General features: G+C 71.3%; 21 protein-coding genes. 11 read left to right on the top strand and 10 right to left on the bottom strand.

The genetic code is table 11. The features are described 5' to 3' along the window. The first annotated feature begins 79 nt into the window (after nt 1-79). Nucleotides 80-2,692, top strand: coding sequence for an ATP-dependent chaperone ClpB (gene clpB / locus EXE57_RS13690; RefSeq protein WP_135078381.1), 2,613 nt, complete (start codon nt 80-82; stop codon nt 2,690-2,692). Nucleotides 2,693-2,773: 81 nt separating this feature from the next. On the opposite strand, the gene EXE57_RS13695 is transcribed toward clpB, so the two are convergent. Beyond that, a complete protein-coding gene (locus EXE57_RS13695; RefSeq protein WP_135078383.1) occupies nt 2,774-3,988 on the bottom strand; it encodes an alpha/beta fold hydrolase in 1,215 nt (404 codons plus the stop codon). 121 nt (nt 3,989-4,109) lie between these two features. Here EXE57_RS13695 and EXE57_RS13700 point away from each other — a divergent pair, with 121 nt between their 5' ends. Beyond that, a complete protein-coding gene (locus EXE57_RS13700; protein ID WP_208542854.1) occupies nt 4,110-4,718 on the top strand; it encodes a DinB family protein in 609 nt (202 codons plus the stop codon). A 22-nt stretch (nt 4,719-4,740) separates the two neighbouring features. Here EXE57_RS13700 and EXE57_RS13705 read toward each other — a convergent pair whose 3' ends face one another. Both EXE57_RS13705 and EXE57_RS13710 read right to left on the bottom strand, forming a co-directional pair. Continuing rightward, nucleotides 4,741-6,003: an HNH endonuclease signature motif containing protein gene (locus EXE57_RS13705; protein ID WP_135078385.1), complete on the bottom strand. Its 1,263-nt coding sequence runs from the start codon at nt 6,001-6,003 to the stop codon at nt 4,741-4,743. Nucleotides 6,004-6,088: 85 nt separating this feature from the next. Next, nucleotides 6,089-6,502, bottom strand: coding sequence for a nuclear transport factor 2 family protein (locus EXE57_RS13710; RefSeq protein WP_135078387.1), 414 nt, complete (start codon nt 6,500-6,502; stop codon nt 6,089-6,091). 139 nt (nt 6,503-6,641) lie between these two features. Between EXE57_RS13710 and EXE57_RS13715 the strand changes: the two genes are divergently transcribed. Then, nucleotides 6,642-7,439 carry a helix-turn-helix domain-containing protein gene (locus tag EXE57_RS13715; RefSeq protein WP_244246836.1) on the top strand — a complete coding sequence of 266 codons (798 nt, stop codon included), beginning with the start codon at nt 6,642-6,644 and terminating at the stop codon, nt 7,437-7,439. Nucleotides 7,440-7,448: 9 nt separating this feature from the next. On the opposite strand, the gene EXE57_RS13720 is transcribed toward EXE57_RS13715, so the two are convergent. From EXE57_RS13720 to EXE57_RS13735, 4 genes are all read right to left on the bottom strand, one after another. Beyond that, a complete protein-coding gene (locus tag EXE57_RS13720) occupies nt 7,449-7,934 on the bottom strand; it encodes a GNAT family N-acetyltransferase (RefSeq protein ID WP_135078389.1) in 486 nt (161 codons plus the stop codon). A gap of 36 nt (nt 7,935-7,970) precedes the next feature. Continuing rightward, nucleotides 7,971-9,107 carry a hypothetical protein gene (locus tag EXE57_RS13725; protein ID WP_135078391.1) on the bottom strand — a complete coding sequence of 379 codons (1,137 nt, stop codon included), beginning with the start codon at nt 9,105-9,107 and terminating at the stop codon, nt 7,971-7,973. Further along, complete coding sequence (locus EXE57_RS13730) at nt 9,104-9,631, bottom strand: SigE family RNA polymerase sigma factor (RefSeq protein WP_135078393.1); 528 nt, start codon at nt 9,629-9,631, stop codon at nt 9,104-9,106. Before EXE57_RS13730 ends, EXE57_RS13725 begins: the two co-directional genes overlap by 4 nt. 79 nt (nt 9,632-9,710) lie before the next feature. After that, a complete protein-coding gene (locus tag EXE57_RS13735) occupies nt 9,711-10,331 on the bottom strand; it encodes a pyridoxamine 5'-phosphate oxidase family protein (RefSeq protein WP_135078399.1) in 621 nt (206 codons plus the stop codon). A gap of 74 nt (nt 10,332-10,405) precedes the next feature. Between EXE57_RS13735 and EXE57_RS13740 the strand changes: the two genes are divergently transcribed. Both EXE57_RS13740 and EXE57_RS13745 read left to right on the top strand, forming a co-directional pair. Further along, on the top strand, nt 10,406-11,392 hold the full coding sequence (locus EXE57_RS13740) for a hypothetical protein (RefSeq protein ID WP_135078401.1): 987 nt from the start codon (nt 10,406-10,408) through the stop codon (nt 11,390-11,392). Continuing rightward, complete coding sequence (locus EXE57_RS13745; RefSeq protein ID WP_135078402.1) at nt 11,389-11,967, top strand: TIGR03086 family metal-binding protein; 579 nt, start codon at nt 11,389-11,391, stop codon at nt 11,965-11,967. Before EXE57_RS13740 ends, EXE57_RS13745 begins: the two co-directional genes overlap by 4 nt. A gap of 19 nt (nt 11,968-11,986) precedes the next feature. Here EXE57_RS13745 and EXE57_RS13750 read toward each other — a convergent pair whose 3' ends face one another. Then, nucleotides 11,987-12,463, bottom strand: a complete 477-nt coding sequence (locus tag EXE57_RS13750) for a hypothetical protein (protein WP_135078404.1) — start codon at nt 12,461-12,463, stop codon at nt 11,987-11,989. An 819-nt stretch (nt 12,464-13,282) separates the two neighbouring features. Here EXE57_RS13750 and EXE57_RS13755 point away from each other — a divergent pair. The 4 genes from EXE57_RS13755 (at nt 13,283) to EXE57_RS13770 (ending at nt 16,261) form a co-directional block, all read left to right on the top strand. Further along, nucleotides 13,283-14,401, top strand: coding sequence for an acyltransferase family protein (locus tag EXE57_RS13755; RefSeq protein ID WP_135078406.1), 1,119 nt, complete (start codon nt 13,283-13,285; stop codon nt 14,399-14,401). A 231-nt stretch (nt 14,402-14,632) separates the two neighbouring features. Further along, nucleotides 14,633-14,932 carry a DUF3303 domain-containing protein gene (locus EXE57_RS13760; protein WP_135078408.1) on the top strand — a complete coding sequence of 100 codons (300 nt, stop codon included), beginning with the start codon at nt 14,633-14,635 and terminating at the stop codon, nt 14,930-14,932. Nucleotides 14,933-15,437: 505 nt separating this feature from the next. Continuing rightward, entirely contained in the window at nt 15,438-15,764 is a 327-nt protein-coding gene (locus tag EXE57_RS13765; RefSeq protein ID WP_135078410.1) for a hypothetical protein, read from the top strand. Nucleotides 15,765-15,901: 137 nt separating this feature from the next. Continuing rightward, nucleotides 15,902-16,261: a DUF6221 family protein gene (locus tag EXE57_RS13770; protein ID WP_135078412.1), complete on the top strand. Its 360-nt coding sequence runs from the start codon at nt 15,902-15,904 to the stop codon at nt 16,259-16,261. A gap of 91 nt (nt 16,262-16,352) precedes the next feature. On the opposite strand, the gene EXE57_RS13775 is transcribed toward EXE57_RS13770, so the two are convergent. Continuing rightward, on the bottom strand, nt 16,353-17,015 hold the full coding sequence (locus EXE57_RS13775; RefSeq protein WP_135078414.1) for a maleylpyruvate isomerase family mycothiol-dependent enzyme: 663 nt from the start codon (nt 17,013-17,015) through the stop codon (nt 16,353-16,355). A gap of 70 nt (nt 17,016-17,085) precedes the next feature. After that, a complete protein-coding gene (locus tag EXE57_RS13780; protein ID WP_135078416.1) occupies nt 17,086-17,559 on the bottom strand; it encodes a MarR family winged helix-turn-helix transcriptional regulator in 474 nt (157 codons plus the stop codon). Nucleotides 17,560-17,886: 327 nt separating this feature from the next. On the opposite strand from EXE57_RS13780, the gene EXE57_RS13785 reads away from it, so the two are divergent. Beyond that, a complete protein-coding gene (locus EXE57_RS13785) occupies nt 17,887-18,744 on the top strand; it encodes a dihydrodipicolinate synthase family protein (protein WP_244246837.1) in 858 nt (285 codons plus the stop codon). 68 nt (nt 18,745-18,812) lie between these two features. Beyond that, nucleotides 18,813-20,324 carry an aldehyde dehydrogenase (NADP(+)) gene (locus tag EXE57_RS13790; RefSeq protein ID WP_135078418.1) on the top strand — a complete coding sequence of 504 codons (1,512 nt, stop codon included), beginning with the start codon at nt 18,813-18,815 and terminating at the stop codon, nt 20,322-20,324. Nucleotides 20,325-20,345: the final 21 nt, after the last annotated feature.

A 20,345-nucleotide genomic window follows, 5' to 3' on the forward strand; every position in this document is an offset into this window, starting at 1 on the left:
AGTTGAGTGGAACAGACTCAACTTTGTGAGCGTTGTGATCGACGGGACCACGAGGTGCCAAAGAGCCAGGAGGGGCACGTTGAGCCAGTTCGGAGCAGAGAAGTTCACCACCCGCAGCCGTGAGGTCATCGAGGCCGCCCAGCTGGCGGCGACGACCGCGGGCAACACGACGACCGAGCCGGTCCACCTGCTGGCCGCGCTGCTGCGCCAGGAGGACGGGACCGCCCGCAACCTGGTCGGGAAGGCCGGGGTCGACGCGGCCGCCCTGGGTGCGCGCGTCGAGAAGGCCGTCCAGCAGCTTCCGCGCGCCAGCGGCACGACCGTGCAGCAGCCGGCCGCGTCCGCCTCGCTCACGCGGGTCCTCGCCTCCGCGATCGACCTCGCCTCCTCGATGAAGGACGAGTACGTCGCCACCGAGCACCTGCTCATCGCGCTGGCGACCATCGAGTCCCCGGCCCGCCAGCTGCTCACCGAGGTGGGCCTCAGTGCCGACGGGCTCCGCGAGGGGCTCACGGCGGTGCGCGGCAACCGGCGCGTCACGAGCCAGGACGCGGAGTCGACGTACGAGGCCCTGGAGAAGTACTCGGTCGACCTCACCAGTGCGGCCGAGGACGGCCGGCTCGACCCCGTGATCGGGCGGGACGCCGAGATCCGCCGGGTGGTGCAGGTGCTCTCCCGGCGTACGAAGAACAACCCGGTCCTCATCGGCGAGCCCGGCGTCGGCAAGACCGCGGTCGTCGAGGGCCTCGCGCAGCGCGTCGTCGCCGGCGACGTGCCCGACAGCCTCAAGGGCCGGCGGGTGCTCAGCCTCGACCTGGCCGCGATGGTGGCAGGCGCGAAGTACCGCGGCGAGTTCGAGGAGCGGCTCAAGGCCGTGCTCGAGGAGATCAAGGACGCCGGCGGGCAGGTCATCACCTTCATCGACGAGCTCCACACGGTCGTCGGCGCGGGCGCCGGCGGCGACTCCGCGATGGACGCCGGCAACATGCTCAAGCCGATGCTGGCCCGCGGCGAGCTCCACATGATCGGCGCGACCACGCTCGACGAGTACCGCGAGCGGATCGAGAAGGACCCCGCGCTCGAGCGCCGCTTCCAGCAGGTCTTCGTCGGCGAGCCGAGCGTCGAGGACACCATCCAGATCCTGCGCGGCATCCAGGAGAAGTACGAGGCCCACCACGGCGTGCGGATCACCGACGCCGCGCTGGTTGCTGCGGCGACGCTGAGCGACCGCTACATCTCCGGCCGGCAGCTGCCCGACAAGGCGATCGACCTGATCGACGAGGCGTCCTCGCGGCTGCGGATGGAGCACGAGTCCTCGCCCGAGGAGATCGACCAGCTCCGGCGGCAGGTCGACCGGCTCAAGATGGAGGAGTTCGCGCTCGAGAAGGAGTCCGACGACGCCTCCGTGGAGCGGCTCGAGGTGCTGCGCCGTGACCTCGCCGACCACGAGGAGGAGCTGCGCGGGCTCGAGGCGCGGTGGGAGCGGGAGCGCTCGCTGCTGGAGGGGGAGGGCGAGCTGCGCAAGCAGGTCGACGCCCTGTCCACCGAGCAGCGCCAGCTCGAGAGCGGCCTGCAGGCCGGCATCTCGGAGGTCGAGCGGATCCCGATGCTCAAGCGGCTCTCCGAGATCGGGGCGCTCAAGCAGGAGCTGATGCACCGCATCGAGGACACCGAGCGGGCCGAGGCGGTCGACCTCGAGCCGCTGGTCGGTGAGGAGGTCGGGGCCGAGCAGATCGCCGAGGTCGTCGAGGCGTGGACCGGGATCCCCACCGGCCGGATGCTGCAGGGCGAGACCGCCAAGCTGCTTGAGATGGAGTCGGTGCTGGGGGAGCGGCTGGTCGGGCAGCGCGCGGCCGTCAACGCCGTCTCCGACGCCGTACGTCGGTCGCGGGCCGGCATCTCGGACCCGAACCGCCCGACGGGCTCGTTCCTCTTCCTCGGCCCGACCGGCACCGGTAAGACCGAGCTGGCCAAGTCGCTGGCCGACTTCCTGTTCGACGACGAGCGGGCGATCGTCCGGATCGACATGAGCGAGTACTCCGAGAAGCACTCGGTCTCGCGCCTGGTCGGTGCCCCTCCGGGCTACGTCGGCTACGACGAGGGCGGCCAGCTGACCGAGGCCGTGCGCCGGCGCCCCTACAGCGTGGTGCTGCTCGACGAGGTTGAGAAGGCGCACCCGGAGGTCTTCGACATCCTGCTGCAGGTGCTCGACGACGGCCGGCTCACCGATGGGCAGGGGCGGACGGTCGACTTCCGCAACACGCTGCTGATCCTGACGAGCAACCTCGGCTCGGCGTACCTCGTCGACCCGACGCTCGACCCCGACAAGAAGCGCGAGTCGGTGATGGGCGTGGTGCGGTCGAGCTTCAAGCCGGAGTTCCTCAACCGGCTCGACGAGATCGTGGTCTTCGAGGCGCTCTCCAAGGACGACCTCACCCACATCGTCGACCTGCAGCTCGCGCTGCTCGGGAAGCGGCTGGCGGTCCGGCGGATCACGATCGAGGTGACCGACGCCGCGAAGCGCTGGCTCGCCGAGACCGGCTACGACCCGGCGTACGGCGCCCGGCCGCTGCGCCGCCTGATCCAGACCGCCATCGGCGACCCGCTCGCGCGGCAGCTGATCGCCGGCGAGGTGACCGACGGCGGCAGCGTCACCGTGGACGCCGACGAGAACGGGCTGGTGTTGCGCTAGGTCGATAGTCCGCCGCCGGATGCGTCTCTTCCCGGGCTCCGGTGACGCATCGGGCGGCGGACTATCGAGCCCGGGCAGGGATCACACCTCCCGCGCCAGCCCGATCAGCCGGTCGAGCACCCGCTCCCCGGAGGTCCGCAGGCCGCTGTGCTCGTGCTCGTTGGTGATCCAGGTGTCCACCCGCGGGAGCAGCGCCGCGGTCCGCAGCGACATCTCGCGGTCGACGAACGCGTCGTCGTAGTAGACGCACGCCGCGACCGGGACGTCGGCCTGACGCAGTGCCTGCTCGTCGTAGAGCCGCGGCCACTCGTGCGCGGCCAGCACCTCGGCCAGCTCGGCGTACTGGCGCAGGTCGGGGCAATCCTCGAAGTGCCACGGGGCGATGTGCTCGCCGCTCAGCAGCGTCTCGTCCTCGTCGTACGCCGCGGGCCGGACCTGGTGCGCGGCCCAGCGGGTGGCCTGGCCGTCCGCGCAGCACGACTCGTGGAGGAAGGTGTAGATCGGGTTGCGGGCGCCGAAGGGCAGCTGGGCGGCGACGTCGTGGGAGAACGCCGGCGAGGTCGGGTCGAGCTCGAGCAGGTGGTGCAGCCGCTCCTCGCCGCCGTCCATCCCGAGCGCGCCGCCGATCGAGCGCAGCAGCCGCGGGGTCAGCACGTCGCCGCTCGGGAGCCGCAGCTCGCCGGCCCCGGCGAGGTCGAGCGCGGCGCGCAGCCGGTCGCGGTCGCCGGGGAAGCGGCGGTAGAACCGTTCGCACTTCGCCTGCATCGTCACGTACGTCTGGGCGTAGATCTCCTCGGTGGTGAAGCCGATGCCGGGGAGCCCGCCGGTGATGTGCACCGCGGCCAGGCTCTCGGCGGCGAGGGAGAGGTAGGTCGTGGCGGTGAAGCCGCCGAACGACTGGCCGAGCAAGCTCCACTGCTCGACCCCGAGGTGCTCGCGGAGCAGCTCGCAGTCGCGGACGATCGCGTCCGCGCGGAAGTGGGTGAGGTACGCCGCCTTCGCGTGCACGTCCCCGCCGGGGACCTGCTCGTACGACCCGACCGGCGTCGACCGCCCCGTCCCGCGCTGGTCGAGCAGCAGCAACCGGAAGTCCCGCAACGCCCGCGCGATCCAGGCGGGTTGCTCGAAGGCGTTCGGGCGCGGGCTCTCCGAACCGGGGCCGCCCTGCAGGAAGACGAGGTACGGCCGGTCCTCACCGCCGTGCTCGGCCACCTCGCGGGCGTAGACCGAGATGGTCGGTCCGTCGGGTCGGTCGTGGTCGAGCGGCACCTCGAGGACGTGGTCGCGGGTCGGCATGCGGGCATCGTGTCGCGGCGGGACGCGGGTGTCGAGCGGGGATCACCTGCCCGCGCTCCCGGGTTGGTCTGTGGCGGATATTCGCTGTCGCGAGCGGTCGGGCAGCGTCCACAATCCGCGCATGAGCACACCTGCGGACGAAACGGGCAACGAGGCGACGCGGTGGACCGAGGCCACCGTCTTCGCGGACATGTGGGTGGACCCGGACGACGACCCGCGGGAGACCGAGGTCGACAGCGACGACGAGCGGGCGGTGCTGCTGGACTACCTGCGCTACTACCGGCTCACCCTGGAGCTGAAGTGCGCCGACCTCGACGCCGAGCAGCTGGCTCGCCGGTCGTCCCCTCCCTCCACGATGTCGCTGCTGGGGCTGGTCCGACACCTGACGGAGGGGGAGCGGCACTTCCGCCGGGTGATGGCCGGTGAGGACGCGCCGAAGCTCTACTGCACCGCCGAGGACCGCGACGGCGACTGGAACGGCGCGGTCGCCGACCCCGCCGTCGTCGACGACGCCTGGCAGCAGTGGCGGACCGAGATGGCGGCGTCCGACCGGCTCCTCGACGGGGTCACCGACCTCGGTGTCCACAACGCCGGCGTCTCCGACCTGGGCCCGGACGGCGCGGACCTGTCGATGCGCGAGATGCTCGTGGCCCAGGTCGTGGAGTACGCACGGCACTGCGGCCACGCCGACCTGCTGCGTGAGCGGGTCGACGGTCGCGTCGGCCAGTAAGTCGTCAGGACGCATACCTCTCCTACGTCCGCCGGGAGAAGCGGACCGACCCGTCGGGCAGTCGCTGGTGGAGGTGGCCGGGGTCGTGGATCCGCCGGTGGTGGAACCCGCACAGCGGCACCATGTCGGCCTGGTCGGTCCGGCCGCCGCGGCTCCAGGGTCGTCGGTGGTGGAGCTCGCACCAGGCGTACGGCACCTCGCAGCCGTCGGCGGAGCAGCTGGTGTGGCGGGTGGCGCCGGCGACCCGCTGCGCCTCGGTGAAGAGTCGGCTGGAGCGTCCGAGGTCGAGCGGCTGGGACTGGCCGCGGAGCACGGCGGGGACCAGTCCCGCCTGACAGGCGAGGCGCCGCGCCTCGGCGGCGGAGACGAGGTCGCCGGTGTCGAGGCCGGCGGCCTTGAGCTGACCGCGCAGGGTGTCGAGGTCGAGCGTGACCACGAGGGTCGCGGCGACCTTGCCGTGGAGCCGGTCGGTCGGCAGGTGCTCGAGGAGGTCGGTGAAGGCGAGGCCGCGTTCGTGGGCCCAGTCGCGGTCGACGCGTGCGTCGCCCGCCTGCGCACGGGTGGCGCCGAGTCGGCCCCGGCGCGGAGCGGTCATCGCGTCGAGGGCCTTGCGCAGGATCGAGGCCGCCAGGGTCGGGACGGTGAAGTGACCACTGGTGGTGCCGTCGCCGTTGTCGTGGAGCGTGAGTCGCGTCCTGGCCAGCGCGACAGCCTCCTCGTCCCTGAGCTGGGCGTCCTCGTGGGCGTCGACGGCCGAGGTGTCTTCCTCGACCGCAGCCAGCGCCCGGCGGGCGAGCCGGCGGAGCTGGACGGGATCGACCCGGCGAGCCTTCGCGACCAACGAGGCCTCCACCGTGGCGACCTGGTCACCGGTGAGCCCGGCGGGGAGCCGGGAGGTGGCGTGGGCGATCACCGAGGCGTGCTCGGGGGACACGGCTCCGTCGGAGAGGGCTTCGGCCGTGACCGGAAGGCGGTCGTCGAGGTCGGTGGCGAGCTTGACCGCCCGTGCGGCGGCCGCGCCTCCGGACCGGGTCTGCCGCGAGAGCCAGGCCCCGGTCGACGCGCACCCGGCCTCCGCGGCCACCCTCGCCCGCTCCGCCGCGGCCACCAGCTTCAGCTCCAGCGCGTGCAGCCGTGACCGGGCCCGCGCCAGCTCGGCGATGGTCGCGGCGTACTGGTCGGGCGCCAGCGCCTCGACCTCGATCCCGTCCAGCGCCTCGTGCACGATCGCCACCGCCGTGGCCGGGTGGCCGGGCGTGGGGTGGAGGTCGAGCACCGCTGTCATGCCTTATCCTAGTCGAACATATGTTCGAGGAACAGGTTGAGATCGGATCTGTGGAGAACCGCCGTGTCGCTCCGGTCCGACCCGGTCAGTCGTGCGGCGCGTCAGGATCGAACCCCTCCGGCGCCTGGTCGAGGAACCCCGTGATCGACGCGATCCGGCCCGCACCGTCGAGCTCGAGCACGTCGGTGCCGGTGGCGAACGTGGTCCCGCCGGTCAGCAGCTCCCACTGGAGCCGGGCGCGGGTGTGGTGGGCGTCGGGTTCGACCCGGGCCCGGAACGAGTAGTCGGGCGCGTGCTGGGCGAAGCGGTTGCGGAAGCCGATCAGCTCCTCGGACCCGCGCAGCACGCCCACGGGGACGTGCGATCGGACGTGGTCGGTGAAGGTCTCCGCCGCGAGACGGATCTGCTCGTCGGGGTCGGCGGTGTTCCAGAAGGCGACGTACCGCTGGACGGCCTGCAGTCCGGGCGAGGTCGGCGCCTGGGTGGTGGTGTCGGACATGGTGGATCTCCTTGTCGATCGGATGTATGTGCCCCGCCGGGAACGGCGGCGCGACGACCACTGTGGATCCGGCCAGAGGGCCCTGCAATGACGTCGGAGGTCATTGCCCGGCGTCGGCGGCCGCGCCATCGTTGCCCTCGTGAGTGCGATCGCCGTGGACCAGGAGGAGACCGTCGGGCTGCTCGTGAAGCGGTGGCGCGAACGGCGTCGTCGCTCCCAGCTCGACGTCTCCCTGGCCGCGGACCTGTCGACCCGCCACCTCAGCTACATCGAGACCGGACGCTCCACACCGAGTCCGGAGATGATCGAGCGGATCTGCGACGAGCTGGACGTGCCGTTGCGCGAACGCAACCGCTTCCACCTCGCTGCCGGCTTCGCGCCGGCCCACCCCGAGCGGCCGTTCGCCGACCTCGGTGCGGCGAGGCAGGCGGTCGACGCGGTGCTCACCGGCATGGAACCCAACCCGGCCGTCGCCGTGAACGTCTGCTGGGACATGCTCGCGGCCAACGACGCGATGCTGGCCTTCCTCGACGGGCTCCCAGACGAGCTCGGCCGCGCGCCCGTCAACATCCTGCGCGCGACGCTGCACCCCGACGGCCTGGCGCCCCAGGTCCGCAACCTCGGGCAGTGGCGGTCCCACGTGCTGCGACGCGTACGCCGGCAGCTGGAGCGCACCGCCGCCGACGGGCTCGGCGAGCTGCTCGCCGAGCTCGAGGGGTACGGCGACGGCGAGGTCCCCTCCGAGGACGCCGACCACGACCTCGTCGTACCGCTCCAGCTGGCCACGCCGTACGGCGACCTGTCGCTGCTCTATGCGGCCACGGTCTTCGGCTCGCCGCGCGACGTCACGCTCGACGAGATCGCGATCGAGACGTTCTTCCCGGCCGACGCCGCCACCGGACGGCTCCTGCGAGCCCTGGCCGACGCCCGCGGCTGAGCGACGAGGTCACCCGGCGCGACGCCGGGTGTCCGCCAGTGCCATCGACATGAACACGCTGTGCGGGTCCTCGACGTACGCCCCGAACGGCGGGCAGGGCACGAACCCCGCCTTCGCGTAGAGCGTCCGGGCCGCGACGAAGAACTCCATGCTCCCCGTCTCCAGCGAGATCCGGCGGACCCCTCGCGCCCGGGCGTCCTGGACGGCGTGGGCGAGCAGCCGGCCGGCGACGCCGTGGCCGCGGAGCCGGGGCTCGGTCCGCATGCTCTTCAGCTCCTCGTGCCCCGGTTCCAGTGCCGCGAGGGCGACCGTCCCGGCGATCTCGTCGTGACCGGCCGCGACCCAGAGTCGTACGCCGGGCGCCTGCAGGGCGCTGACGTCGAGCGCGTGCCGGCTCTCGGGCGGCGCGGTCGGCGCGAGGTCGTCGAGGTGGGCCTGCAGGAAGGCCGTGAGCCGGGGGTCGGCGAAGTCCGCGGGGGAGACGGTCAGGAGCACGGGACCATTCTGCGATGCCCGGGTTTCACCCGTGTTTCAGGACGTGGGCAGGACCACGGTCCCCGCGCGCGGCAGCCCGGTGCACTCGCGCGTCGCTGCGTCGCAGGCCAGCAGGACGTCCCGGCCGTCGCGCTGGACGTCGATGACGGCCAGGTCGCGGTAGGACCACGAGATCCAGGCATAGGACTTGCGTCCGGGAAGCGGCCACATCTCACCGCTGCGTACGTCGACCACGGCCGCACCGTGCGACCCGTCGATCTCGGTCGGCGACAGCAGCAGCGAGCCGTCGGCGTTGAGCCGCCCGTCCGGCTCCACGCCCGGCGGCGCCGCCGTCTCGCCCCCCGTGTGCTCGATGACGAGGGCCACGGGCGTGAACTCCCCCCAGACGCGGGTCTCGTCGTGCACGTCCTGGAGCCGGTCGGGGTACTCCACGTCCGTCTGCTCCTCGAAGAGCAGCGAGGTGATTCCGGTCGCGAGGTCGAACCGGTGCACGGTGTCGTGACCGGTCTCGGCCTCGGTCCGCCACACCACCTCCTCGGTGGAGACGTGCATGAACCCGTTGCCGCCGGCCACGTGCTCGGCGACGAACGCGTCGTCGACCGGGACCTGGGTGGTCCGGGAGACCTGGCGCCCGGCCGCCGTGTCGTACACGACCAGCTCCTCACCCTCGAACCACGCAGCGAGGTCGCCGTGGGGGTCGCCGCCCGGGCCGGTCGCCGAGCCCTGCCCCACGACCCGCGGCCTGCCGTCCCACGGGTGGAACCACACGTCGTCGGTCGCCGGGTCGCGGTAGAGCGCGCCGGTGCGTACGAGCGCCAGCACGCCGCCGGCCGCCCCGTCCCTCACCCCGGTCTGCCCGATCAGGTCGACCGGGGTCGGCTCGACGCGTCGGCCGTGGTGGAGGCCGGCGGCGTCCCACCAGACCGGACCGCGGGGTCCGAGGATCTGGGACGGGTTCGGGTCCACGGGCGCCGGCTCGTCGGCGTCCGGAGCCCCCACCAGGAGAACGACTGCCAGGACCGCCGCCGTCACGGCCGCCGCGCCGGCCGCGGCCACCGTGGCGCGGCGCTTCCTCCGCGCCCGCGACCGCACGGCGTCGAGGTCGACCTCGGGGACGACGACGCGGTCCGCGACCTCGTGGGCGGCTCGGCTCAGGCGCTGGTCGAGGCTCATGGCGTCGCCTCCTCGGTCGGGAGTGGCGGGTGGACGGAGGGCTCCCCGAGCAGCTCCGCCAGCCGGCGTGACGCCGCGTGGCTGTGGCTCTTCACGGTGCCGGGCGCCATGCCCAGGGTCGCGGCGATCTCGGCCTCGCTCAGGTCCTCGTAGTACCTCAGCACCGTCACCGCACGCTGCCGTGGCGGGAGCCGCAGCACGGCGCTCCACACCCGGTCGTGCTCCACGACGTCGTCCACCTCGCCGCCCCACGCGGGCTCGTCGAGCAGCACCACGGGCGACTCGTGCGAGGAGCGCTTGCGCCACCACGAGGCGGCCTGGCTCAGCAGCACCTTTCGCGCGTAGCCGACGGGTCGCTCCATCGCCTCGACGCGGGGCCAGCGCTGGTAGAGGCGTACGAGCGTCGTCTGCAGCAGGTCCTCGGCTCGCTGGTAGTCACCGGTCATCAGGTAGGCGGTCCGGAACAGCGTTGCGTGGTGGGCGTGCACGAAGGCGGTGAACCGCTCCTCGTCGTCCTGACGCATGCCGCCCCCTCGTGGATCCCTACCTACCTCAACGCCGTCCCGCCCCTCCCGGGTTCAGTTGCGTACGCCGGCCGGGGTCTCAGCGACCGAGCACGTCCCGCTCGCCCGGGTCCCGCGCGGGGTCGTCGGCGGGGAGCGAGTCGATCGCCCAGTCCGACCGCTTCCACTCGGGCACCGGCGTCAGGCAGTCCTGCTGCGGCACGAACCGAGACCGGCGTACGAGCTCGTAGCGGTGGATGTAGCGCGGGCAGTTGGGGTAGACGGCCCGCGCCCGTACGCGTACGACGAACTGCGCCTCGGGCCACGAGGACCGCAGCGGGTCGTCGAGGTCGATGCTCGCCTCGCCCTCGAGCCGCATCCGGTGGCCCTTCTCGAGGTCGAGGAAGAGCAGGCCGACGTGGGGGTTGAGCAGGACGTTGCCGGTGGAGAGGTACATCCCGTTGCCGTCGTAGTTGGGGAAGGCGAGCGTGTGCTCATCGAGCACGTGTACGAACCCCGGCTCGCCGCCCTTGTAGGAGCAGGTCGGCCGCCCCTCGGCGTCGGCGGTCGCGAGGAAGAACATGTCGCGGGCCTCGATGAAGGCGCGGTCACCGTCGCTGATGGTGTCGCTGACGAGCAGCCCGTCGATCCGGTCGGCGAGCGCGCGGGTGTCGAACCGGTCCTGCAGGGATCGGCTGCCGTCGTGGAACCCGGAGGCCATCTGATCAGTGTGGACCTGCACGAGGGACCCGTCGAGCAGTGGCGCCCGGGCGCCCGTGGTGGGACCGTGGAGACGTGGCGCCAGGGGGGTTGCTGGACGACGCGATCGGGCGCGCTGAGCTGGCCGAGCACGTCGGGAAGTCGGGTGCTGCCCTCGAGCGGGTGACGCTCGCCGACGGGCGCACGGTCGTGGTCAAGCGGATCACGCCCGCGACCGACCTGACCCAAGCCTTCCTCGGCCAGCCGGTCGCCCAGGAGCTGCTGCTGTGGCAGTCAGGCGGGCTGGACCGTCTTCCCGAGGGAGTCGGCCACGCGATCCTCGACGGCTGGACCGAGGGCGAGGACACCACGGTGCTGGTCATGCGCGACCTCGGCGACACGGTCCTCGGCTGGGACGACCGGCTCGACGCGCGTACGTGTCGCTGGGTGCTGGAGCGTGTCGCGGCCCTGCACCGCGCCTACCTCGGCGACCCGCCCGACGCGGTCGTGCCGCTGGCGCCCGCCCTCGGTCTCTTCGCCCCCGACCGCATCGCCGGCCTGGCCGACGCCGGCGACGAGCTGCTGGCGGCGGCGATGCGCGGCTGGGACTACTTCGCCGACCCCGCGCTGGTGCCGACCGACGTCTCGGACGCGGTCTTCGCGCTGCACGCCGACGTACGACCACTGGTCGACGGGCTGCGCGAGGGACCCGTCACCCTCGCGCACGGCGACCTCGCGACGGTGAACCTGGCGTTGCCGGGCGAGGAGCTGGTGCTGCTCGACTGGGCGATGCCGGTCGCCGCGCCGGGAGCGCTCGACGTCGCGCGGTTGCTGGTCGGCTGTGGCCATGTGATCGACCTGTCCCCGGACGAGGTGATCGCGGCGTACGCGGCGGCCGCCGGCCCGGCGTACGACGAGGGCTCGATGCGGCTGGCGCTGCTCTCCGCGCTGTGCTGGCTGGGGTGGAACAAGGCGCTCGACATCGTGGAGAGCGACGAGGACGACGTGCGCCAGCGTGAGCGCGCGAGCCTCGCGTGGTGGATCGGGCAGGCACGGGAGGCCATCGAGAGAGGAGCAGGATGATGGACCAGGAGATCGCCTATCGCCGTGCCGTCGACGGCTGGACCGCCCGGGTCGAGGCCGTCGGCCCCGACCAGTGGGCGCTGCCCACCCCGTGCGAGGACTGGGACGTCCGCGCCCTGGTCAACCACGTGGTCGGCGAGGACCGGTGGACCGATCCGCTGATGCGCGGCTCGACGATCGAGGAGGTGGGCGACCGACTCGACGGCGACCTGCTCGGCGACGACCCGCGCCGAGCCGCGGCCGACGCGGCCGCCGAGGCGATCCGCGCCGTGGCCGACAGGCTACCGACGCAGGGGACGGTCCGGTTGTCCTACGGCGAGGAGCGGATGGAGGAGTACGTCGCCCAGCTCACCGCCGACCACCTGGTCCACGCCTGGGACCTCGCCGCGGCGACGGGCAGCGACACCTCTCTCGACGACGACCTGGTGGCGGCGGTTGCGGAGTGGTTCGCCGAGCGTGAGGAGCTCTATCGCTCGGCCGGGATGATCGCGCCGCGGGTGGAGGTGGCGGGGGATGGGCAGGCGGAACTGCTCGCTCGGTTCGGGCGCAGCTCCCGCTGGGGCCGGCAGCACTGATCGACGTCGTGGGCGAGGCTCAGCAGAGTGAGTCGGCAATGGCGATGACCATCAACCAGGTCGCCGTGGCCACGACACCGAAGAGTCCCGCGGCGTAGACCCCCTTGGTCCATCTCTGTGGGGGACTGTCATCCCGGTTGAACTCTCGCGTCCCGAAATCCGGGTCCGCCTCATTGGTCCTGCTCAACGACACCGCGTCCTGATGGAGCTTGCTGTACGCCCACCCGAGGAGTCCTCCGCTCGCGAGGATGAGCCCGAAGAACACGGCGCGCATCCATTCGTGGTCTTCCAGGAAGGCGCCACTTCCGATGTACTCCGCGCTCAGAACAGCCGTGCCTGCAAGCCCACCACCGACGTACGTCGTCAACTGCGCTTGGTTCGCATACCAAGCCGCCTTCTCGGCGTTGGTCGGGCGCTCTTCTGCAGCCTCCACCTTGGCGTCCGCCGCGGCTGCTGTCGAGCCGGGACCGGGTTCGACGCCGGCATCTTCAGGCATGACAAGGCCTTAGAGCTCGTGCCACCAGCTGTTCATCAGCGCCCGCATGCCGGACCCGAACGACATGATCTCCTCGTACCCGAGATCGGGCTCGGCGTTGACGGATCGGGCGAGGGTCGCTGTCGTCACGACTTGGCTGAAGAGATTGATGGCCAGGGGACTCGGTTGACCGAGCTCCCCAATCGTTCCTCGCACCATTGCCTCGGCTTGCTGCAAGACCGTTGGGCTGAAGTCGATGCCCAAGCTCGCACACCGATCAGCGGCCTCCCCGACACCCGCGACGATCGGGTCCTGCTCCTGCGCGAATCCGTTACCCATGCCCCCTCCTCGTTCCACGGATCGTCTCAAGGTACGCCGATTGCACGACTGGTAGACACCCCCGTTCGTACGCAGGTGGGGTGGGCCGACCTGCGATAGCGCGGAGCTGGCAAGCCTGCATTGCCGGTCCGCTGGCGGCCTTGGCGGCGACGCCCAACGCGGGCTCAGCAGGACCGGTCAGAGCAGAGCGACAGCGTCTACGACATACGCGGCGGAATGACGTTCCACTGAACGCCGGTGTGGCGGTGCACCGGGTCGACTGGCGATGGTTCGGCGCAGTCCGAGCCCCCGATCCCCATCTACCGTTCCGACACGTCTGCACTCATAACGCTTGGAACGACCGTCACATCTGGAGAGATCGCTGCCCTGGTTGCCGGGACCCAGGGTGGGGGTTGGTGAGTTGACGGCTCACGGGCACCGCGGCCCGTCAGGTCGGGTCCTCCGCCCCTGCCCGTGAGAACCCCGGCGCGCGCACCCTGAAGCAGGGCCGGGGGGTGCTCCATGACCTCGAACGAGAAGGCGGTGCGGGTCGACCAGCGCGAGCAGTGGGTCGACACGCTGCGGGTCGTGCTCATCTCGGGTGTCATCGTGGTGCACACCGCGACTGCGTACGTCACGGACTTCGCCGGCTACTACTACGACGACGAGCGTGTCACGAGCAGTGGCCTGTCCATCGCCCTCGCGCTTCCGGCGCTGATGGGCGGGGTCTTCGGCCTCGGCCCGCTGTTCGTGGTGGCGGGGTGGTTCTCGGTCCGGTCGATGGTGCGCCGCGGGGCGGCGGGCTTCGTGGGGAGCCGCCTGCTCCGGCTGGGGGTCCCGCTCGTCTTCTTCCTGCTCGTCGTGAACCCGCTGGCCGACTACCTCGGCAACCTGTGGGACGAGCGCCTTGGCTTCCTCGACTACCTGGCCGTCACCGAGTTCTCGATCATGTGGTTCGTCGTGGCGCTGCTCGCCTGCTCGCTGGGGTACGCCGCGCTCCGGTCGATCCGACCGCTCACCGGTCCTCGCCCGCGACCGGGCGGGAGGTCGCTGGTCGTGGCGGCGGCGGTCATCTCGGTCGGGTCGCTGGCGGTGTGGCAGCTCACGACGCTGCTGGACACGCACCTGCTCAACGCGCGCGTCAGCGCCTGGACCCAGGGCGCGGTCCTGTTCACGCTCGGGGTGATGGCGGCCGAGGCGGAGTGGGACGGACGACTGTCCCGGCACGTCGAGCAGAGGCTCGGCCAGGTCGCCGCGCTCGGCCTCGTCCTCACCCTGGTGCTGGTCTCCTACGCCGGGGCCCGCGACCAGCTCGATCTGGCGCTGGGGGGTCTCACCTGGGCCAGCATCTCCTTCGCCGTCCTCTACGGCGTCGTCTCGATCGCGTTCACGCTGTGGTGTCTCGCCTGGCTGCGCCGCCGCTGGCCCACCCACGGCCCGCTCATGACGAAGGCGGGTCGGGGCTCCTACGCGACGTACCTGCTGCACCCGGTCGTGCTCGTCTCGGTGATGCTCGCCTTCCGGGCGCTGCCCCTGGGCGCCGAGGTCAAGTTCGTCGTCGTGTCGATCGTCGCGGTACCCGTGTGCTTCGCGGTCGGGTACGCCGTGACGCGCCTACCGGGGGTCGGGCGGGTGGTGTAGCCACTCGGCGGGAAGACGCGGGCATCCATCAGCCAGGGTTCCACGGCGAGGGCAGGCGGTGACCGTCGAACGAGACGGGACAACCAATCGCCCGCACTCATCATCCACACCCTTGACGGCTGCTAACCGTGCTGTGCACACCTTGACCGCGACGTCGTTGAGGAGTTGATTGGCAAGTGGCGCCGCACACGCGTCATCCCGGCGCAGCAGCGGTCCGCGAAGGGATGAGCCATGAAATACGTAGTGATGTGGGAGACGCGTCAGTCGACGAGTGAGGAGACCCAGGCACGCGGGCTCCAGGTGTTCAGCAGATGGTCGCCCTCAGAGGGCACGGACTTCCAGCAGTTCCTCGGTCGCGTCGACGGTCGAGGTGGCTTCGCGGTCGTCGAGACCAGTGACCCTGCGCTCGTCGCCAAGGACCTGGCGACGTTCGGGCCGTTCTTCGAGTTCAGCCTGTACCCGGTGCTGGAGATCGCTGAGACCGCGGCCATCAGCATGGAAGCGGTGCAGATGCGAGCCGCGATCAGCTGACGGGGCTGCCGTCCCAACGGTGCCGTGGCGGCGCGCGGGGACGCTGAAGAAGCTTGGTCGGGGCTTCGAACGAGGGGCGGTCTCGGCACCCCGACCAACGCGTGCGTCCGGACGCCGGACGGCCGGCGATGCGTTGACGGTCCGAACGTATCCCGTCCGACGCGGCATCCGTGGAAGCGGTTGCCCGAGATTCCTCGGCTCACTCGGAGCTGGTCTCCACGTTCTGTCTATCGAGCCACCGCCGAAGTGTGATCCGGTCGCTTGCAGTTGTTCTTCGAGGACGACCTCGTGGTCGCCTCATCCGGGGCGCCCACGAGCGGCGCGTTCCACAGGGCTGCCGTGAGTGCAGTGGTACCCCAGGGGGTGCCTTCCGCCGAGCCCACCGAGAGTCCTGGCATTCATTGGCGCCGTGCGCGCGGCTCGCGGCGGAGTGACGCAGCATTGCCGGATATCCGGACGTGCGTCGCCTCGTTGCGAGGCGCGGGATCAGGATTACCCTGACGCGATGACCGCGATCAGGGCATGCGAATTGGCCGCATGGGCCGTGTTCGTCGTCGGAGTACTCACGATGTTTGTGCGTGGCGCTTTCCTGCGTTCGCCCGTACAGAAGTACCGCACCGGGTGGATCCTCGCGCTCACGATGCTGCTCACCGGCCCAGTGTTCGCGGTGGTCTACACGCTCTCTGGTCTCGGGGTCGCGGAGACCTTCTTCGGCGACGGCGGACGCCGAGGCCCCTGGTTCATGGCAGTCACCGGAGCCGTCTTAGCCGCCCTTGCCCCAGGAGCTCTTCGTCGTACGAGCAGAGGAGTGGAAGGTAGAGGCAGCAACTGACGCTTCCTCCAGGTCCGCGCACGGCGGTTTGCCGTCGGCGCTTGCGCGGCGCCGCATCCAACGGACGCCGTTCCAGCAGTTCATCGTTGGTCCCGACACCGGGGCGCCGAGTTGGGCTCGCGCCGAAAGGCGGCGGTATGACCACCGATCTGAGTCTTCTCCGCTTCCTTCAAGATCGCCTCACTCAAGACATCGGCTTGATCCTTTCGGACACCCCGATGTTCGGCCTCGAAGTGAACGACGCCAAGTTCGAGCGGCGGTTCCTCGATCGCAGGGCTCTGCTGCATCGCGTGCAAACAGACCAAGCCTTGGTCGCTCTGCACCTTGAAGCGATGCGGGATGAGCAAGGATCCCTGGCCGCCGGCGCCTCGTCCTTCGAGAGCGGGCCGGTGACTCGACTTGGGTCAGAAGCCTTGAACTTGATGGCAGCCCGCTATGCGGACCATGCCGACTACCAATCAGAATGGCGACCTCGTGTCCAACTGCCGCGACTTTAGCTTTGTTGGCCGGCCCGTACGCGGCGCGATGTCGCGCCCCGGACGGTACGCAGCAAGAAGGCCCAGTCCTCCGGGACTGCGGGAGGGTTGGTCAGGGTGGGGAGGTCGTTAGGCCAGACACGCCCGGGCCGGTCAGTAGTGGGACTGCCGCTGCGGTGCGGCCAGTCAGGAGAAGGAGCATTGCCGAGATCGGGCCGGCGATTTCAGGACCGGTGCCGACGGACCAGTCGGCGTCCGACGACGTAAGTCTGTACGCGCCGAGGCGGCGCTTGGGGCCGAATGAGAAGGGCCAGCGGAGTTCCCAGATCCGGGTGGCGGCGGCGGCACCGGCGGTCGGCGGGGTGGGGAAGTCGATGCCAAGCGGGATCGCGATGTCTTGGGCGTGCACCAGGATGTCCCACATCACGTTAGCCGGGCTGGCCGGCCGGGGGACCGAGCGGGACTCGGCGCTGGACCGGAGGTCCTGCAGGATCTGGGTGGGCGTGCGCTGGGCGCGACGTCGGGTGGCCACGGTGTTTGCCCGGGCCAAGTTGCCGCGGGCCTTTGCGAAGTCGACGACCATGCTGCCAGGCGATGGCGGGATGGGGATCAACGTGACGTGGGCGGCGACGTCGTGCACTGTCCAGTCGGCACACAAGGACGGCTGCTCCCATTGCGACTCGGACAGTCCAGCCAGCATCTCGGCGATCGCCAGTCGCTGATCGACGACCACCTGCCAGCTCTCGTTGACGCCCATGCTCGCTTCGGTGCCCATGGCGCTTCTCCTGAGGACTCGGCCATTCCCTGCAGATTAGACAAATGATTTGCCTAATTGCAATGGTGGTCTAGTCATTCAGGAAGGGGTCGGTGATCTCGCGCAAGAGATTCAAGGTCTCGCGCAGTTGCGTCATCCGCTGGGGTCCGAGGTGGGCCAACCACTGTGCTTCGACCTCAGCGAGGACGGGGAGGACCGCTGCCCGCGCGGCGTGACCCCGGGCGGCGATCCTGACCAGCCGGGCGCGGCCGTCAGCCGGGTCGGGAACGCGTTCGACGTAGCCGGCGCGTTCCAGCTGCTCAACCAGGAAGCCGGCGTTCTGCCTGGTGACGTGGGCGGCTTCGGCCAGCTCGGTGACCCTTGACCCGCCCGGCGCCACCCGGGCCGCGATGCGCGCTTGGGCCACGGTCATGTCGGTGTACCCCGCACGCGCCAACCCCTCCATCGTGGCGGCCTCCATCGCCCGACTGGGGATGAAGAGCAGGACGCCGAGTGGCAGTTCTTGGTCATCCGTCTGGGCCGCATCCGACTTAGACGCATCCATCGGATCTCCCTCTGATCATGCTTGAGCAAGTGACCTGATGAGGTGACCATACGTTTGTCGCTGTTCGCCGCGCGCCGAAGTGGGGAATGCAGGCCGCCATCGCGACCCGTGCCGGCCGCGATCATTCTTCCCGAGACCCGCATCCCTCCGCATGTGGGCAAGGGCGCGACATGGGCGGCGAAGTGGGGCGCCCGGTCCGGAGGTGAGAGCGCGCCCCGAAGCGACAATGCCTCCCAAGCATCACCAGATACAAAATCGGGCTTAGACAGGCATCATGCCTGCTCCTTGGCGTGGCGAGCACCGATCGCCACGACCGAAGGACGCCGCGTGACCGCCTACAGCCCGACCGACCTGGCCGCCCAGCTCAAGAGCGGGCTGCTCTCGTTCCCCGTCACCCACTTCACCGAGGACCTCGCCTTCGACGAGGAGGGCTTCCGCAAGCACCTCGCGTGGCTGGGCGAGCACCCTGTCGCAGGGCTCTTCGCCGCCGGCGCCACGGGGGAGGGGTTCAGCCTGACCTTCGAGGAGACCGACAAGGTCGTGCGGACCGCGGTCGAGGAGGTCGCCGGGGTGGTGCCGGTCCTCGCTCCCGCGACCGGGTCGACAAAGAACGCCGTCGCGCAGGCAGAGGCGGCCGCGGCCGCGGGTGCCGACGGGCTGCTGCTGATGCCGCCGTACCTCACCGAGGCCAGCCAGGCCGGGCTCGTCGAGCACGTCAGCCGGGTCTGCGCCGCGACCGACCTCGGCGTCGTCGTCTACAGCCGCGCCAACGCCGTGCTCAAGGACGAGGCGGTCGAGGTGCTGGCCGACCGCAACCCGACCCTGATCGGGTTCAAGGACGGCGTCGGCAACATCGAGCAGATGACGCGCACCTACGCCCGCGTCGGTGACCGGCTGACGTACGTCGGCGGCCTCCCGACCGCCGAGACCTTCGCACTGCCCGCTGCTGCAGCTCGGCGTGAGCACCTACTCCTCGGCGCTCTTCAACTTCGGTGCCGGCCTGGGCGATCGAGTTCTACGAGGCCGTGCGTGCCCAGGACCGGGACGAGGTCTACCGTCGACTCAACGAGTTCGTGCTGCCGTACCTCGACATCCGCGACCGTACGTCGGGCTGTGCCGTCTCGATCGTCAAGGGCGGCCTGGCCGCCGTCGGCCGCCCCGCCGGCCCGGTCCGCCCCCCGCTGACCGACCTGCGGGCCGACGAGGTCGACGAGCTGCGCGACCTGATCGCCCGCATCTCCTGAGAGGACACCATGACCAGCACTGCTGACCAGGCCCGCTCGATCGTCGCCGGCACCGAGGCCGACACCCCCGACGTGGCGGCCGCCACCCTGGCCGCCGCCGAGGCGTTCTCGACCTACCGCGCCACCACCCCGACCCAGCGCGCCGACTTCCTCGAGGCCGTCGCCGCCGAGATCGAGGCCGACAAGGACGCGATCGTCGAGGCGGCCGTCGCGGAGAGCAACCTCCCCGAGGCCCGGATCGCCGGCGAGGTCGGGCGCACCACCGGTCAGCTGCGGATGTTCGCCGGCGTGGTCCGCCGCGGCGACCACCTCGGGGTTCGCATCGACCCGGCGATGCCCGACCGCGCCCCGATGCCCCGCGCCGACATCCGGCAGCGGATGGTCGCGCTCGGCCCGGTCGCCGTCTTCGGCGCCAGCAACTTCCCGCTCGCCTTCTCCACCGCGGGCGGCGACACCGCCTCCGCCCTGGCCGCCGGCTGCCCGGTCGTCGTCAAGGGCCACCCCGCCCACCCGGTGACCGGCACCCTGACCGCCCGCGCCGTCAGCCGCGCCGTCGAGAAGGCCGGCCTGCCCGCCGGCACCTTCTCCTTCGTCCTCGGCGACGGCGTCGAGCTCGGCCAGGCCCTCGTGCAGGACCCGCGGATCAAGGCCGTCGGCTTCACCGGCTCCCGCGGCGGCGGGCTCGCCATCGCCGCCACCGCGGCCGCCCGCCCCGAGCCGATCCCGGTCTACGCCGAGATGTCCTCGATCAACCCGGTCGTCGTGCTCCCCGGCGCCCTCGCCGAGGCAGACACCACCGCCCTCGCCCAGGCGTACGTCGGCTCGCTGACGCTCGGCTCGGGACAGTTCTGCACCAACCCCGGCCTGCTCTTCCTCCCCGCCGGCGAGGCCGGCGACGCGTTCCTCGAGGCCACCGCCGAGGCCGTCGCCGCGGTGACCGGCCAGCGGATGCTGACGCCCGGCATCGCGGAGGCCTACGCCACCGGCACCTCGGCCCTGCGCGACACCGACGGCGTCCGCGTCGTCGCCAGCGGTGACGAGGGCGGCGACCAGGCCCCGGCGCCGATGGTCAGCGAGGCCCCGGCCGAGCTGCTCGCCGACGCCGACAGCGCGGTCGCCCACGAGGTCTTCGGCGCCTCCGGCGTCGTCGTCCGCTACGACTCCGTCGCCTCGCTGCTGCCGCACCTCGACGCCCTCGAGGGCCAGCTCACCGCGACGATCCACGCGACCGCCGCCGACAGCGCCGAGGCCGCCGCGCTGCTCCCGACGCTGGAGCTCAAGGCCGGCCGGATCCTCTTCAACGGCTGGCCGACCGGCGTCGAGGTCGGCCACGCGATGGTCCACGGCGGGCCGTTCCCCGCCACCTCCGACAGCCGCACCACCAGCGTCGGCAGCCTCGCGATCGAGCGCTTCCAGCGGCCGGTCGCCTACCAGGACGTCCCGGCCGACCTGCTCCCCGAGGCAGTCCGCGACGACAACCCCTGGGGGCTGCGCCGCCGGATCGACGGTGAGCTGGAATAGCGGCCGTCGCCGCGATCGAGC

The sequence above is a fragment of the Nocardioides euryhalodurans genome, assembly GCF_004564375.1.
In the GTDB taxonomy this organism is placed as follows: Bacteria; Actinomycetota; Actinomycetes; order Propionibacteriales; family Nocardioidaceae; genus Nocardioides; species Nocardioides euryhalodurans.

Coding starts and splice junctions, on each gene's coding strand:
- EXE57_RS13730 (WP_135078393.1), bottom strand. CDS start 9,631: ATGCGTCAGGACGACGAGGAGCGGTTCACCGCCTTCGTGCACGCCCAC.
- EXE57_RS13765 (WP_135078410.1), top strand. CDS start 15,438: ATGACCGCGATCAGGGCATGCGAATTGGCCGCATGGGCCGTGTTCGTC.
- EXE57_RS13700 (WP_208542854.1), top strand. CDS start 4,110: ATGAGCACACCTGCGGACGAAACGGGCAACGAGGCGACGCGGTGGACC.
- EXE57_RS13780 (WP_135078416.1), bottom strand. CDS start 17,559: ATGGATGCGTCTAAGTCGGATGCGGCCCAGACGGATGACCAAGAACTG.
- EXE57_RS13750 (WP_135078404.1), bottom strand. CDS start 12,463: ATGCCTGAAGATGCCGGCGTCGAACCCGGTCCCGGCTCGACAGCAGCC.
- EXE57_RS13760 (WP_135078408.1), top strand. CDS start 14,633: ATGAAATACGTAGTGATGTGGGAGACGCGTCAGTCGACGAGTGAGGAG.
- EXE57_RS13705 (WP_135078385.1), bottom strand. CDS start 6,003: ATGACAGCGGTGCTCGACCTCCACCCCACGCCCGGCCACCCGGCCACG.
- EXE57_RS13710 (WP_135078387.1), bottom strand. CDS start 6,502: ATGTCCGACACCACCACCCAGGCGCCGACCTCGCCCGGACTGCAGGCC.
- EXE57_RS13755 (WP_135078406.1), top strand. CDS start 13,283: ATGACCTCGAACGAGAAGGCGGTGCGGGTCGACCAGCGCGAGCAGTGG.
- EXE57_RS13695 (WP_135078383.1), bottom strand. CDS start 3,988: ATGCCGACCCGCGACCACGTCCTCGAGGTGCCGCTCGACCACGACCGA.
- EXE57_RS13735 (WP_135078399.1), bottom strand. CDS start 10,331: ATGGCCTCCGGGTTCCACGACGGCAGCCGATCCCTGCAGGACCGGTTC.
- EXE57_RS13745 (WP_135078402.1), top strand. CDS start 11,389: ATGATGGACCAGGAGATCGCCTATCGCCGTGCCGTCGACGGCTGGACC.
- EXE57_RS13790 (WP_135078418.1), top strand. CDS start 18,813: ATGACCAGCACTGCTGACCAGGCCCGCTCGATCGTCGCCGGCACCGAG.
- EXE57_RS13770 (WP_135078412.1), top strand. CDS start 15,902: ATGACCACCGATCTGAGTCTTCTCCGCTTCCTTCAAGATCGCCTCACT.
- EXE57_RS13725 (WP_135078391.1), bottom strand. CDS start 9,107: ATGAGCCTCGACCAGCGCCTGAGCCGAGCCGCCCACGAGGTCGCGGAC.
- EXE57_RS13775 (WP_135078414.1), bottom strand. CDS start 17,015: ATGGGCACCGAAGCGAGCATGGGCGTCAACGAGAGCTGGCAGGTGGTC.